This window comes from Halococcus dombrowskii (assembly GCF_022870485.1).
Lineage (GTDB): Archaea > Halobacteriota > Halobacteria > Halobacteriales > Halococcaceae > Halococcus > Halococcus morrhuae.
Window position 1 is genome coordinate 234454 of record NZ_CP095006.1, and the last position, 12783, is coordinate 247236.

Annotated in this window: 22 protein-coding genes; all 22 read left to right on the top strand. The window is 57.4% G+C overall.

Annotated elements, in window-relative coordinates; genetic code table 11:
• Positions 1–162: 162 nt before the first annotated feature.
• The 22 genes from MUK72_RS15455 to MUK72_RS15560 all read left to right on the top strand — a co-directional run bounded on the left by MUK72_RS15455 (position 163) and on the right by MUK72_RS15560 (position 12779).
• Positions 163–807: a hypothetical protein gene (locus MUK72_RS15455; protein WP_244705449.1), complete on the top strand. Its 645-nt coding sequence runs from the start codon at positions 163–165 to the stop codon at positions 805–807.
• A gap of 155 nt (positions 808–962) precedes the next feature.
• Positions 963–1325, top strand: a complete 363-nt coding sequence (locus MUK72_RS15460) for a DUF7964 domain-containing protein (protein ID WP_244705451.1) — start codon at positions 963–965, stop codon at positions 1323–1325.
• A gap of 64 nt (positions 1326–1389) precedes the next feature.
• Positions 1390–1860 (top strand): hypothetical protein, encoded by a 471-nt coding sequence (locus MUK72_RS15465; RefSeq protein ID WP_244705453.1) that lies wholly within the window; start codon positions 1390–1392, stop codon positions 1858–1860.
• On the top strand, positions 1857–2246 hold the full coding sequence (locus tag MUK72_RS15470; RefSeq protein WP_244705455.1) for a hypothetical protein: 390 nt from the start codon (positions 1857–1859) through the stop codon (positions 2244–2246). The genes MUK72_RS15465 and MUK72_RS15470 overlap by 4 nt, the downstream gene beginning before the upstream one ends.
• 5 nt (positions 2247–2251) lie before the next feature.
• A complete protein-coding gene (locus tag MUK72_RS15475; RefSeq protein WP_244705457.1) occupies positions 2252–2965 on the top strand; it encodes a hypothetical protein in 714 nt (237 codons plus the stop codon).
• Between the two features lie 92 nt (positions 2966–3057).
• Positions 3058–3288, top strand: coding sequence for a hypothetical protein (locus MUK72_RS15480; protein ID WP_244705460.1), 231 nt, complete (start codon positions 3058–3060; stop codon positions 3286–3288).
• 92 nt (positions 3289–3380) lie between these two features.
• Positions 3381–3806 carry a hypothetical protein gene (locus MUK72_RS15485; protein WP_244705463.1) on the top strand — a complete coding sequence of 142 codons (426 nt, stop codon included), beginning with the start codon at positions 3381–3383 and terminating at the stop codon, positions 3804–3806.
• A 172-nt stretch (positions 3807–3978) separates the two neighbouring features.
• Complete coding sequence (locus MUK72_RS15490; RefSeq protein WP_244705465.1) at positions 3979–4629, top strand: response regulator receiver protein; 651 nt, start codon at positions 3979–3981, stop codon at positions 4627–4629.
• A 184-nt stretch (positions 4630–4813) separates the two neighbouring features.
• A complete protein-coding gene (locus tag MUK72_RS15495; RefSeq protein ID WP_244705467.1) occupies positions 4814–5176 on the top strand; it encodes a hypothetical protein in 363 nt (120 codons plus the stop codon).
• A complete protein-coding gene (locus MUK72_RS15500) occupies positions 5176–5631 on the top strand; it encodes a hypothetical protein (protein ID WP_244705469.1) in 456 nt (151 codons plus the stop codon). Before MUK72_RS15495 ends, MUK72_RS15500 begins: the two co-directional genes overlap by 1 nt.
• Before the next feature lie 393 nt (positions 5632–6024).
• Complete coding sequence (locus MUK72_RS15505; RefSeq protein WP_244705471.1) at positions 6025–6372, top strand: DUF6788 family protein; 348 nt, start codon at positions 6025–6027, stop codon at positions 6370–6372.
• A gap of 372 nt (positions 6373–6744) precedes the next feature.
• Complete coding sequence (locus tag MUK72_RS15510) at positions 6745–7197, top strand: hypothetical protein (RefSeq protein WP_244705473.1); 453 nt, start codon at positions 6745–6747, stop codon at positions 7195–7197.
• A gap of 81 nt (positions 7198–7278) precedes the next feature.
• The gene (locus tag MUK72_RS15515; protein WP_244705475.1) at positions 7279–7488 is read left to right on the top strand and encodes a hypothetical protein; all 210 of its coding nucleotides are present in this window, start codon (positions 7279–7281) and stop codon (positions 7486–7488) included.
• 5 nt (positions 7489–7493) lie between these two features.
• Positions 7494–7781 carry a hypothetical protein gene (locus MUK72_RS15520; protein WP_244705477.1) on the top strand — a complete coding sequence of 96 codons (288 nt, stop codon included), beginning with the start codon at positions 7494–7496 and terminating at the stop codon, positions 7779–7781.
• Between the two features lie 203 nt (positions 7782–7984).
• The gene (locus MUK72_RS15525) at positions 7985–8389 is read left to right on the top strand and encodes a hypothetical protein (RefSeq protein ID WP_244705479.1); all 405 of its coding nucleotides are present in this window, start codon (positions 7985–7987) and stop codon (positions 8387–8389) included.
• Positions 8389–8817, top strand: coding sequence for a DUF7567 family protein (locus MUK72_RS15530; protein ID WP_244705481.1), 429 nt, complete (start codon positions 8389–8391; stop codon positions 8815–8817). Before MUK72_RS15525 ends, MUK72_RS15530 begins: the two co-directional genes overlap by 1 nt.
• Entirely contained in the window at positions 8814–9041 is a 228-nt protein-coding gene (locus MUK72_RS15535) for a hypothetical protein (protein ID WP_244705483.1), read from the top strand. Before MUK72_RS15530 ends, MUK72_RS15535 begins: the two co-directional genes overlap by 4 nt.
• Positions 9042–9378: 337 nt before the next feature.
• Entirely contained in the window at positions 9379–10599 is a 1221-nt protein-coding gene (locus MUK72_RS15540; RefSeq protein ID WP_244705485.1) for an IS701 family transposase, read from the top strand.
• A 42-nt stretch (positions 10600–10641) separates the two neighbouring features.
• On the top strand, positions 10642–10845 hold the full coding sequence (locus tag MUK72_RS15545; protein WP_244705487.1) for a hypothetical protein: 204 nt from the start codon (positions 10642–10644) through the stop codon (positions 10843–10845).
• Between the two features lie 70 nt (positions 10846–10915).
• Complete coding sequence (locus MUK72_RS15550) at positions 10916–11254, top strand: hypothetical protein (RefSeq protein WP_244705489.1); 339 nt, start codon at positions 10916–10918, stop codon at positions 11252–11254.
• 46 nt (positions 11255–11300) lie between these two features.
• Positions 11301–11702: a hypothetical protein gene (locus MUK72_RS15555; RefSeq protein WP_342346235.1), complete on the top strand. Its 402-nt coding sequence runs from the start codon at positions 11301–11303 to the stop codon at positions 11700–11702.
• Positions 11703–12284: 582 nt separating this feature from the next.
• Entirely contained in the window at positions 12285–12779 is a 495-nt protein-coding gene (locus tag MUK72_RS15560; protein WP_244705491.1) for a DUF7995 family protein, read from the top strand.
• Positions 12780–12783: the final 4 nt, after the last annotated feature.

Consider the following 12783-nt stretch of genomic DNA (forward strand, 5'->3'; position numbering starts at 1 on the left):
GCGATAACGAGTGACCGGCAAGACGGAGCGACCTACGTTCGCAAGACAGTTAATCAAACGGAGGCAGGAAACACCGCTCAAGAGGCCGATACCAGCAACAACAGCACCGCTAGCAGACGAGACGGATATCGGAGTACAGATTCACCGAACGAGAACCCAGCAGTGGACGAACGCGCCCCCGGATGGGAGCTCCCGACGGATGGTGAAGGAGAGCCGGACTACGAGGCTACCATCGAGCAGATTGGCCTTGAGTACGACCAGCTCTTCAACATCGACACCGACTACTACCGCTATCGCGGGCGTCGTGGTGACGACATCATGGTGGCACCCCAGTCGGAGTATGCTGACCTCGCAGACGATGCGTTCGCGATTCCATTCGTCTGGGCGGCCTACTGTGAGGGGCGCATTGGCCACGGAGCGCCGGTCACGGGTCCCGGAATGGTCCGTGGCATCTCCAACGCATCCGGAGACTCTTTCGTCAAACTGCAGCCATCAGACCGGAACTCGGCTGATTCGTTCACGCGAATCGGTCTCAACGGTGTCCCCGAGCGCGGTGCGTTCTTCGTCGACTACAGCTACGGCGAGGATCTGCCGGCACTCACGCTCTACGACGCCACCGACCGCGAGCAGCCCGCCTACCAGTTCCTCCTGCCGACTCGTGAGCATCCAACGGTACAGATGGTCCGCGATTCCACGAGCCACCTGCTGGCAAAGCTTCCCACAGAACTCCGTGAGCGCATCGAGAGTGAACACGGTCATGAACACGAACATGGAAGTAAAGACGAGGACAAGAAGCCAGACCAATGACGCCATCGAGCAGACCAACAGGCCGCATCAGCCTCGTTGTGCGGCGCTCAAAGAGAGGATCGTGAAACATGGGACACCACTGCGACACATGCGGGCAGGAGTTCACCACTCTCACGAGAAAACGACTCCACAACTGTGCAGGAAGCCCTGCAGAGATGCGTGATCTCCCCGACGGTCTCGCAGACGGGTTGCCGGATCGGTTTCTCACGATGGACGAAGCCGCTGCGCTGGACGAGAGCGGGGTACAGCGATTCTTCCCGCTTCTCAGTCTCGGCGGCTTCAACGCCTCTGGGAAGGTGATCGCCGGCTACGCCAAAACCACGGACGGACATCTCCTGCTTGCGTTCAACGGCGAGGACGACACCTGGTACGTAGTGGAGGAAAACAGCGATGCTGCCTCCTTTGAACGCGATGAAGACGATCTGCTGTGGTACGTATGCAAACGGAGCGAAGCCGACGTAGGGGACGTATACGGCTACGATTCGAGCGATCCTGATTATCCGCAGCTCGGCACGTGACTCTCGTTTTTCTTCCCCGAGAGCGGTGAGGGACAGCAACACCAGTTCTGTTCCCGTGAACACCATGGCAACACTGCAAGCTACCACCAGTTCGACCTGGAGCAGGGTCGATCCGAACGCGACAGACGAACTCGAAGCGATCATCACCGAATATGATTTCTGGGGCGCTCACACCGAACTCAACATCGACGTAAAGGAGAACTCCGATGGAGACACCATCATCAGTATCCATGGCTACGCATCGTTCGATCCGTCGAAACCCATTCACGATGAAGACGGGTCGGTCGTCGATCGCGAATACGGCCACGCCGAGGAGTTCCTCAAACGAATCGCACCCCACCTCGAAGAGCGATTCGTAATCGAGACGATCGGCCACGAGAAAGCTCGCTACCCACTGCTCGCCGGCCAATGGAGTGTCTGGCCCGATGGCACTGTTCAGTACGATTCATTCGATCACAGCCCGAAAAAGCCCGGCTCCAGTGAGCAGGACGATCGGTCAGACAGCGTCGGCGAGTCGGAAGGAGTCGCACAATGAGCGACTCAGCAGAGTCCCAGCGCCAGCTTTCGGCCGGTGCTGACGAGACTATCGCGCCGACCGTGATGGCCAATCGTGAAGCAGCGGATCTCGATTTCCAGAGTGCGCTCAATGCACTCCGTGAGGGCATCGATGGATACGGCGACCGTATCCACGCGAGTGCTGCCGTCCTCCGGGCCACCGATGACCTCGATATCGAAACGGACCTGCTGACACATCCACGTGTCGAGCAGGCAGTGTGGCGATACGAACACGATCCCGACAGAGTTCGCCAGCAGATCGACCTTACTATCGAGCGCGAAGATGCAGCGACTACCGTCGACGAGGTCGTTGCGGCGTTCCGCATAGCCACTGTCCGGCTCGACACGCCTCTCGAAACCGATTGAGCGGTATGGTCAACAAACCACCACTCCCCGAGGGATTCGACCTTCCCGAAGAGGTGAATGGGTGGATCCACACACCGAAATCGAACAAGAACGGCCATATCTGGATCGGCGAGTCAGCACAGCGATCGGTCGGTGTCTTTTCCGGCATCACCGATCGTGTCCGTGTCGCCGTTTTCGACGATCGTGTAGACGGCTTCTGCAGCAAGATCCAGCCCGTGGAACGCTCGTTCGAAGATGGCGAGACACAGGCTGAGGCGACAGCATGGGGTGTCAAGCGTGCGGTCGCGTGGATGGAACACCACGCACCGGATCGCTGGGACCACCCACACGTCGAAGAGGCAGTGTTCGACCCGCCAGTCGGCTTCGTTCTCGATCGGTACTACCTCGAAGAGCGCAAACAGATCGTCTGCTACCGACAAAAGGACAGCGAGAAGGCCGTCAGCATGGCGGGCGGACGGCCTCCGGAGACAGAGCCAAGCCTGGAGACGCGGGCGTATCTGCTCGTCGAAGCGTGGCGGGGAAGCGGGAACGCGACGATCTCACTCGCGCCGTGGCTGCGAGCGCACGACGGTGAGAAACACGAAATCGTGGACCCGCCAGAAGAATGCGGGCTCGCTGTCGCTCTGAAACTGGCACGCGAGTGGGTCCAGGAGGAGGCCGGCCAGACGCGAGACAGCCCCGCGATTGGACAGAGCGACCTCGGAGCGTGGTCAGGATGATCCGAGTCGGCGTGCACAGGTTCAGTTCCTCCTGTTGAGACCCGACAATATATCTGCGAGTTGTTCCAACAAGCGCACAATAGAAGAAGCCTATGCCACAAAATCCCCGCACGCCGCTGTCGGCCACAGCGAAAGAAGCTCTTGAATACCTCACAGATGCAATCCCCGACCGCGAGGAACAGGGCTGTCCACGGGACGAAGCACACCAATTCTTAGTCGATGATGAAGCGTTCTCTCACAAGCAGGCAGAGCGGGCAATCCACCAACTGCTCATGCGGGGCTACCTCTACGAGGTCGAAGGACAGCTGTTCGTCACCCCCTGAACAGCCTCAAACGACACTTTTCTGCGAACAGCAAAGGCGACTATGATGCTTTCAGCGGTTTGTCCTCTCCAGAGGGGTAGAGGATACTGATGATGGGAGACAGCACAGACAGCGACAGCACCGAGACGACAACCGAAGAACGAGTCACGATCACGCTCACGGACTACCCAGTTCCGGTCGCCGAAGACGACCGCGAAACCGGACTGGAAGCACTCGAAGACGCCATCAGCCAGCTCCTTGACGTCAACATCGCACCAGCCGACATCACGGCGAGAGTCGGCCATCACTATGTCCAGATCGGCGACGACTGTCCGCGTTGTGGTGGCACGCTCGAACTCCGCGAGTACACCTACTGTGACAATGGGGCCGTCGCAGAGGCCAACTGCGCTCACGCTCCCGACTGTGAGTGGCGAGGCCGCGCCATCTATCGGATGATCGACCTTGAAAGCGGCCCCGTCACGGATGTCGAGAGTACCGTCGCCAACGGCGACATGACACCCTCGTACTATTCGTACTGACATGGATCGGTGAGAGATGGAGTTTATCGCATTGCCTGAGGCCATGCGTTTGAAGTACGCTATCGGCTGATAACAACGGAAATGTGGTGTGTCCAGCCTGCTTCTGGATCGGAAACACTGCGCTCCACCAACTGGAACAAACATTCAAGTAGTAGAGTGAACAACTACGCAGTTGAAGACGAGACGATTCATGGACGGGACGAACACTGACAGCGAGAAAGTCGAACAGCTTACAGACATTTTTCACGAGATCACCGGCGAATCTTCCACCACCGAACGCCAACACGAAGATCGCTGGGCATCTGTCTCTGCGGACAACTCAGACGGCAACGACGCGATCCGGAGCATTGTCCGCGAGATGACCGACGAGTACGGGATTCAGACCTCGCTCGACGAGGACGAACTCGTCATGGTCGTCCGGAACTACCACGCTGGAGGGGGAGACAGAGAGATCGCCCGGACACTCGGCACACCGAACCGCGACAAGACCATCGCTCGTGCCCGCATCAGTCTCCACCTCTTTCGAGACACTGATTTCGACGCGCCGTTCGAGCTGTCGCAACTGCGCGAACTCCTCGATCAAGATGCATCGAACGAAGAGATCGCCGACACCCTCTCGGCGAGTAAGAGCACCGTTCGCGCCTACGCCCGCGTACTCACCGCTGAAACCGAAGCCGAACGAGCCAGCCACGAGTATCAATCTCGGTTCGAACAGGCACTCACCGATACTGAGATGGATAGCGACGACACTGACCAGTTCAGCGAAACGGTGTCTCCAACCGCGTATGCAAGCGGTCTCGAAGATGCCGTTGGAAGTAGTTAATTAGCCAATAATTTTATTACGATTGGCTTTCGTTACCGATTCGGGGCGTTTGCCCAGAGTGATGCCAGACAGCGGGCTGTCCCTTCCCTCATTCCCCGCCTTTGCAGGTGACGTGAGAACGGATTAGAGAGATCGTCCACCTCAACCGCGTTTTTCTGCACCCGGAGCGGTGAGGCAGAACTAAATGAGCAAGCATTCAGACTTCGGTATCCAGAGTCGGTGGTTCACTATTGAACTCACCATTTGCCAGTTCCGCGAGAGCTATTGGCCGACAGCGTACAGCGGTTCCAGCAGCGTGGATCTGTTCGTTCCACTTCCCGGAAACCGGACGTTGTGGACCGCGGCGAGTTCACGGTGGCTCGCAGAACAGCTCGGCATCGATCCGCTCGGCTCCGAAGCACTCGCAAGCATCGTGCCCGACCCGCCCCACAAATGCAAAGCGGAGGGGTGTGAGTTCGAAACCGAGGACTACGGTGCTTTCCTCACTCACGACGAACGCGAGCACGCTCCCGGAGCCAACCGTCACGCGGACCAGGAGGGTCACTGATGGGGGTACGTGGACGATCGCTGGACGAGACAACCGAAACCTCATCTCGCATCAGAGAGGCGCTCGCAGACGCTCACGAAGAGTGGGCCGTCGAGGTCGAAGAGGTTTCCGGGCAGATGGTGATCGAAGCCGAACGAGAGCAATTCCACCCCAACGGCAGCAGTGCGGGAGCGCTCGCGCTTGACCATCCGAAGAAGGCCGGTTGGGAAGTTCTCGCACCGGGCAATCAGGATGTCCGATGGACCGCGATGTACGACACCGGCGAGGAAGCAGTCGCCGCGCTCGCCGAGATCACGAACATCTTCGAAGCGCGGCAGTCAATCAACTGCGACCGGCCCTCGGATTGGATCGTCCGGACGTACTTCACTATCGAACCACTTCTGCTGGACGCGCTGAAAGACGATACAGAAGAAAGCCGTCAGTCAGAAGACCGTCGCGAGCATCCTCAAAGGTGAGCAAATGTCTCCCACTTCACCCAGATCAGTCCGTCCGACGAACATGCTCTTGGCGTTGGTCTTTGCGGGATGCTTCCTCACGGGCGTATTCTGTTCGGTGATGTTCTTCGTTACGCTCATCGCGGGTGATGGGCTTCAACTCTGGACGATTCAAGGCGCGTTCGGAGCAGGAGTCCTCGCCTGTATCGGTTGGATCACCCATCAGATCGACACCTACGGATGGGATGGGATGGATGGCAGGACATGGTGCGGCGCGCTCGCAACGAGATCCGTATCCGCATCATGGAGTGGAGGCAGTAGAGATCCGACCGCCGCGCACCTTCACCGTCATTTCGACACCTTATGTAACGAGCAGCATCCTTATGAGAGTTCGCGTGTTACCTAAGGCCGATCATGGCTTCAGAAGAGCCACCGGCTGCTCCGGGTTCACTACCGAAGTATCTCCGCAAGGGGCTCCCGAAACAAGAGCGCGAATCGCTCTTGGAAACCCGCGAGTATATCGACGAACTGCTCGAATGGACTGAGCAGCCGATCGACAACAATGAATTGCCGGACGATGCCGATCCCGTCGACGAGGATGGGAGCAGTCCGAAGGGTGGGACCGTCGTGATGGAGAAGGTCACGTGCGGCGACGAAACCTGCAAGTGCATGAAGAAAGGCGAAAAGCATGGTCCATACAAGTACCTCTACTATCGGAAGGCCGACGGGACGCTCACGTCCGACTATATCGACAACCGGTGATTGCTCAGCGAGCGATCCGCCTCGGTTTCTCTACAAGACTTATGTAACAATACGGCAGGCAGAAAGGCGAACTGTTACATAAGGTAATGAGGCTTCACACCTCTGTTTCCGAAGCAACTCGGGCTATACCCTCGTTTTTCTCACCCGAGAGGGGTAGAGGATTTCCAGCATGGAAAGCTCACCACAACCCCCAGCGAAACAACGCATCGAAAGCACAGACCATCAGCACCATCCAGACACTCGGACGCTAGATCCAAGCGAACTCGCCGGGAAGGTCGGAGCAGTCTCCGAGCCGGAAAACCCCGAAGAAGAATGTGTAGCGGCACACCGATCGGGCGAAATGTTCGAAGGCGGCTACCGAGGTGACGGCCGATGAACGATCTCGCAGGCGGTTGTGTTGCTGGCGTGCGAGACATGACCGACGACGAGATCGCCGCCGAATACTGGCGTCACGACAACTTCCACACGCCCAAACAGATCGTCCTCAGCAACGATATTCGACTGTTCCCTTCGGCAGATCCGGAAGGGAACGACAGCGGGGCGTTCGTTGGTCTCGACAAGGATGGGTTCGTGGGTGCAACGTACATCGGTGGCCGAGAGCTCACAGACGCGGAATTCGAGCAAATGGGATGGGTAAAAACCCACCACGGTGCGCCAACAGTCCTACAGTTCGAGGACAACAACGGCACGAAGTACGCTGTTTTCCCAGCATGCGATCCCGAGCACAACGGCCCCGGTGCAGTATTTGGCCGTGATGGTGACGAAGCATTCCGATTTCAAACTCACAACATCCCGGAATCCGACAACGCTCCGGTTCAGGGTTGATCGCTCACAACAGCTTCAAAAACCACTACAACGAGCCGCAATCCCGTTTTTCTCCCCCGGAGGGGTGGAGGAATTCCAATCATGGGAAGCCTGTCCCGACACCGCGCACAGCAACGTTTCAAAGAGGCTCTCGATCAGCGTCTTCCAGACAACTCCAGTCCGAGCGAGACGCACTCAGTCTACCGTGAGACTATCGATGAACTCCTCGACATCGCCATCGATGAAGAGGAGCTGGATGCCGCCAGTCGTCGTCTCGCATCCAATCCCGACGCCATCGATTTCCCAGACTAATCACCGTGCCCGCAAACGATATCCTCGAACCCGAAACCGAAGCCGAACAGCACGGCCTCTTCGCCCGCCTCACCCGGTGGGAGAACGGCCGCTACGCAGTCGAAACCTCGACGGCGCTCCAGTCTGGTGGCCACAAGGAGCAGTGGTACCCGATCGGTGGGTCGGTTGGGTACGACGCAAGCGTGTTCGACGCTGAGGCAGACGCTCGCGACTACTTCGAGGATCTGACCACCCTCAGCAGCGAGGCGATGTGGGAAAAATACGGTGAGCAGGGGTTGTGGGTGACCCGATAGCAACCTCTTTGCCCCTTATGTAACAAATCATGTCTTATTAACCCCCTCTGTTACATAAGGCCTGAAACACCGCCGAGCGCCACCGCAGCACGGGGTGCATCAGTACGACGACTCGCCGTTTTTCTCCTTCGAGAGGGGTGCAGCGTCGAGACGTACAGTCCGACAACAGACGATCGACTCCCAACAGGACACCATCGACAACCATGAGTACCAAACCGAAAGACGCCGTGTGGATCAGCCGCGACACAGCCGAAACGGCTCTCACCGAACTGACCAATCTCCTCGAATACGCCGGCGGAGAAATGGAAACCGGTGGCGAACGAGCCGCTATCGACGATCTCTGGCACGCGCTGGAAGACGATGAACCCCGAACAAGCGTGACGAGCAGCGGCGAGTTCGACAAGCTTGCCATCGCTGGCGTCTCTGATGAAGCGGTCGTTATCGATCACGGACGGATGCCGCCCCGAGCGATCATCACCATCGATGGCGGCGAGGTCCCGACCGATATCATCGAACTCCCCGCCGACGACGGAAATAGTACGGGTGAGAACGACTCTGAATCCGAGACGGTCGCCGTGGACACTCCGGACAACGGGGGAGAGGACTGATGCCGATCGTCGAAACCGAAGAGCGCTACGAGGGCGCGTTCGATGAAGTTGAGTGTCCAGTCTGTGGCTCGGAGGACTGGACGCACATCGTTTTCCAGGGTGTGTTCTGCGCCGACTGCAACACTCGGTGTCTCCTCCGTGAACCAGCCGGTGATCAGGGCTTTATCGCCGAGTTCGATGGAAAGTACACGTGGCTCACCGACGACGCCGAGATGATCCCCGAAACAGAGGAATACGGTGCAACTGCATCGGGGAAGTGGCTCGGAACTCCCAGCCGCGGGTACGAGCGCTACTGGTTTTCGGCCACAGCAGAACACCTCGACGAGTACATTACCGATTGGAAGCCTGCATGGGAACGAGAAGACGCCGAGAGTGATGAGCCGAACTACCTGATCGATCTGCCCAGCAACGAGGCAGAAGTCCCATGAGCAAACCACACACGGAAGACGCGAATAGTTCCGACAACAGCGAGTACAGCGGCCGGCGTGTCGAACTCTCGCTCGTCCTCGAATTCACTGGCGAGCAGTATCTCGATACGGATGGTGAAGTCAACGAGGACCTCATGCGGCGTGAAGCGCTCGACTACGCAGCTCAAGCTACCCAGAGGGAATTCGACATCGAAATCACACTCATCGACGAGGTCACCAGATGACTGCTTGTTCCCGCCGTGTTCCAGAGCGTGAACATCCCGATGCAACTCCACAGAATATTCCAGATAACGTCCTCAAAGAAGCTATTGCCATCGCTATCGAGTACAGAGAGTGTCTCCATTGTGGCGAGCGGCAGTTCTTCAGTACGATCTCCGGCCGCAATACGACAGCAGGATGTAGGGCCTGCCAACAAGAAATGCGAGTCTGATGATCAGCCGGCATCAAGCAAAAGAACACCACTGGAAGAAAAAGTGAAACACGGGCCAAACGGTGGGTTTTCTTTTTCCACTCAGCTTTGCACGTTAAGTAGCGCCGCGTTGTAGGCGAGGGTAGCGGACGATGCTGCCAATCACAGATCTTCTGTCGTGTACGGAGCCAATCAACGAGTTCGAGTCACTGTCGCCCGAGCAACAGCACCACGCGAAAACCTACACCACAGGTCTTGTTGCCGCCAGCAACAAGACCGTGGCTGGGATCGCACGCGAGGTCATTCCCGCACAGGGCAAACGAGCAGTCAACAAGTTCCTCACCGAGTACGATTGGGACGAGGATCAGGTAAACCACGAACGCCTCGAAGAGTTGCAGAAACACGGTGAAACGCGCTGGTCACAGGATGGCTACATCATCCTCGATGACTCGGTGAACCACAAAACCGGGAAGGAACTTCCCGGTGTCGGCAGATTCTACGATCACGCCGAAGGCGAGACTGTTTGGGGACAGAATCTCGTCTACGCCTTCTACGCTGACGAAAAGACCGCCTACCCGCTCGCTTTCCGGCTCTACGATGATGACGACGACCGCACGAAGTACGATCTTGCCAGAGAGATCATCACGGAACTCGAAGACGAGGTAGGTGTCCCGGCGGACACCTACCTCATGGATTCGTGGTTCACTCACGATTCGAATCTCATCGATCACATCGAATCATACGACAAGGACTGGATCGGCCCGCTTCGCAGCAATCGGCAAGTGACCTACGGTGGCGAGGAGATCCGCGTCGATGCGCTGGCAGAGCGCATCGACACGGTTGAGCGAGAGATCGACGATGAAACCTACAAAATCTGGACTCAGAAGCGGTCTGTCTCGGAATTGGGCGAGGTACGACTCCTCATCGCGGAGAAAGTCACAGAGGAGGAGGACGACGAGAATCCGGTAAGGTATTTCGCCTCGAACAAGATCGGCGCACCGTCTGAGCATTTGATCCGGTCGTACTCATTCAGATGGCCGGTAGAGGTGTTCTTCGAGGATTCGAAGCAGGATCTGGGCTTTGGAGACTGCGAGGTACGGGATGAGGGAGGTGCCAGTCGGCACTGGCACCTCCAGATGCTGGCCTACAGTCTGCTGCGGCTTGGTCCTGAATCGAGCGCCTCGGGAACGCAGTGCTCGAAAGCGTCGTCGATCCAAGTCCAGCTGGAATACGCTCTGAAGGAAGCCGTGTACAACCTGTTTTCGTGGGTGCGAGACCATCCAAAACAGGCTCTTGACGAATTGATGGAAGAGATCGAGCATCTCTTCCTTCACTCGGATGGCTCAGACGGTTCAAAAGGGTGGTATCTCTGAACGTGCAAAGCTGAGTTTCCAGAGACACGAGGCAACCCGACCATGACCGACCCAGAAGAAACGAAGCTCATCGAAGTTCGTACTGACGACGATTCCGAACGAGAGTATCGAACAATCGAATACCAAGAACGCGATGGTGGTTGGTATGTGGACGCTGGTAGCGGGTTCGAACGATTCGCTTCCGTTCAGGCGCGAAACAAGGACGTTCGACAGCTGCTCAGAAAGGAATACGACAGTCGGTACTGATACCAACCAGCTACAAACGCGACAAATCACCCTCGTTTTTCTTCCTCAAGAGGAGTGAGGAGACTCAGCCATGAGCAATCAGCCTACATCCGTCGAACAGTCGGAGGAAACGGCTACTGACAGTATCGCAGCCGACAACCCAGATGGAGAGGATCACGACTGTAAGGATCACCTCGAATACGTCGACTACGAATGGGTAGGTTCCTCTTATGATGATATTCTCGTTTGCGAGATCTGTGACTCGGAATATCGGGTCGTCTTTGCGCGTGCATTCCTGCTTGACGGAGACGATTATTCGCTCGTTGAAGAGTACACCGACAGTATCGAGCAGGATCTCAGACAGCTTCGCGACGATCAGGACGACGGCACAGACGAAGACGAAGAAAACGCTGAATCGGTTGATTCGTAGCTAATCCGCCTTATCGAGTCCACAACCACGATTTTCCAGTCCAATCATGAGCGAAACACAGTCAGCCACGGCACCAGAGGCAGAGGCAGAGACAGAAGACCGAACAGAGCCAGAAGCCGCTGCAGATACGGGGTCGATCCCACGCGAACAGCAGATGGTCTTCGGCGATGACGGCGAGATCGAACCCAACGGCGATGCCGTCGAAACCTCGCTCGAAGCCTTCGGCGCGGAAGTCGATCATAGCGAGGGATCGGGGCGAGTCGTCAAGCCGAGTGCAACCCGATTCGGTATCGATGATCGAGCTCAGACCTCCCAGCGCACGGAGAGCGATCAGCGCTCGCTGTTTGCCGATGTCGAGAGCGGTCAACAGACGCTCGGTGGCGACGACGCCGCCACGCGATGTCTGTTCGGTGACGAAGGCGGCGATAACGGCGGTGAAGAAACGTGACCACGACAAACGACGTGGCCGAAACACTCTGAAGTCTCAACAGCGACGAGAGTGTAACCCTCATTCTGCGCGGTGGTGTCGAACTCGTTGGTACAGTTGAGGACAGCCCTGAATACGTCCCGCCAACGACTGTCACGAAGAAGCAAGCGCAAATTCCCGGTGGTCTTTCGGTACGTATCAACCTCAATTCCGAGAGTTGGTCCGACCTTCCAAGTCGGCATGTGAGCGCGTATGTCGAGGAACGGAGTCCAGGGCAATGGGATGATGCGAAAGCATCGGTGTGGCGTCCGATCTACGCTGACGAGAGCAATTCGGCCATTGTCGACGACGAGTTCGAAAGCATCGGTGAAATCGTCGAAGTGGAGGTGAGTGATTAGTCATGACTGACGACTAAGCCGACTACTGGGCCGGCATCGACCACGAGCCAGACTGTTCATCGGCACCAGTGAGCGACGAGTAACCACCGCTCCGAATCTTCCACTTTCGCACGAAATCCCCCCCCCCTCCAGTTTTTCATGCCGGAGAGTCACGCAGGCGCGAGTGAAATCGAAACACAGCACGTCAAAATCCAAACGCGAAACTATGCACCAGATCATCCACGCGATCGTTGACGCACAGTCCAGAGACGATGCTCTCGGAGTCGCACGCGGATCGGTCTTTGACCGCCTCGTTGGAGCCACAGTCGACAGTTCCGCCACATTCGACTACTACGTGACGTTCAACGAGGAAGGGACTCATATCGCAGGCAAAGGGCGGTGGGGCGAACTCCCCATTGCCGCTCGACTCGATGCTGACGAGGGCTGCGAACTTCTCAAGAGAGGATGGAACTCGACGAAGGTAGAGTTCGAGCGCAATCTCACAGTGGTGCGCGACGCACTTGCCTCTCTCAGCGATGAAGAGATCATGAACGACAACGATTTCATTCGCCATCGCTGCAGGCGTCTTGGTGCCCATGCCGGTCCGTCGGTTTACCTCTACGACAGCTCCGGTCACGGGATACGGACCTTCGAAGATTTCGTCTGGGCCTACAAGGATCTCAACGAACCGTGGATCGTCCCCGCCGATGTCCATTACTGACCAA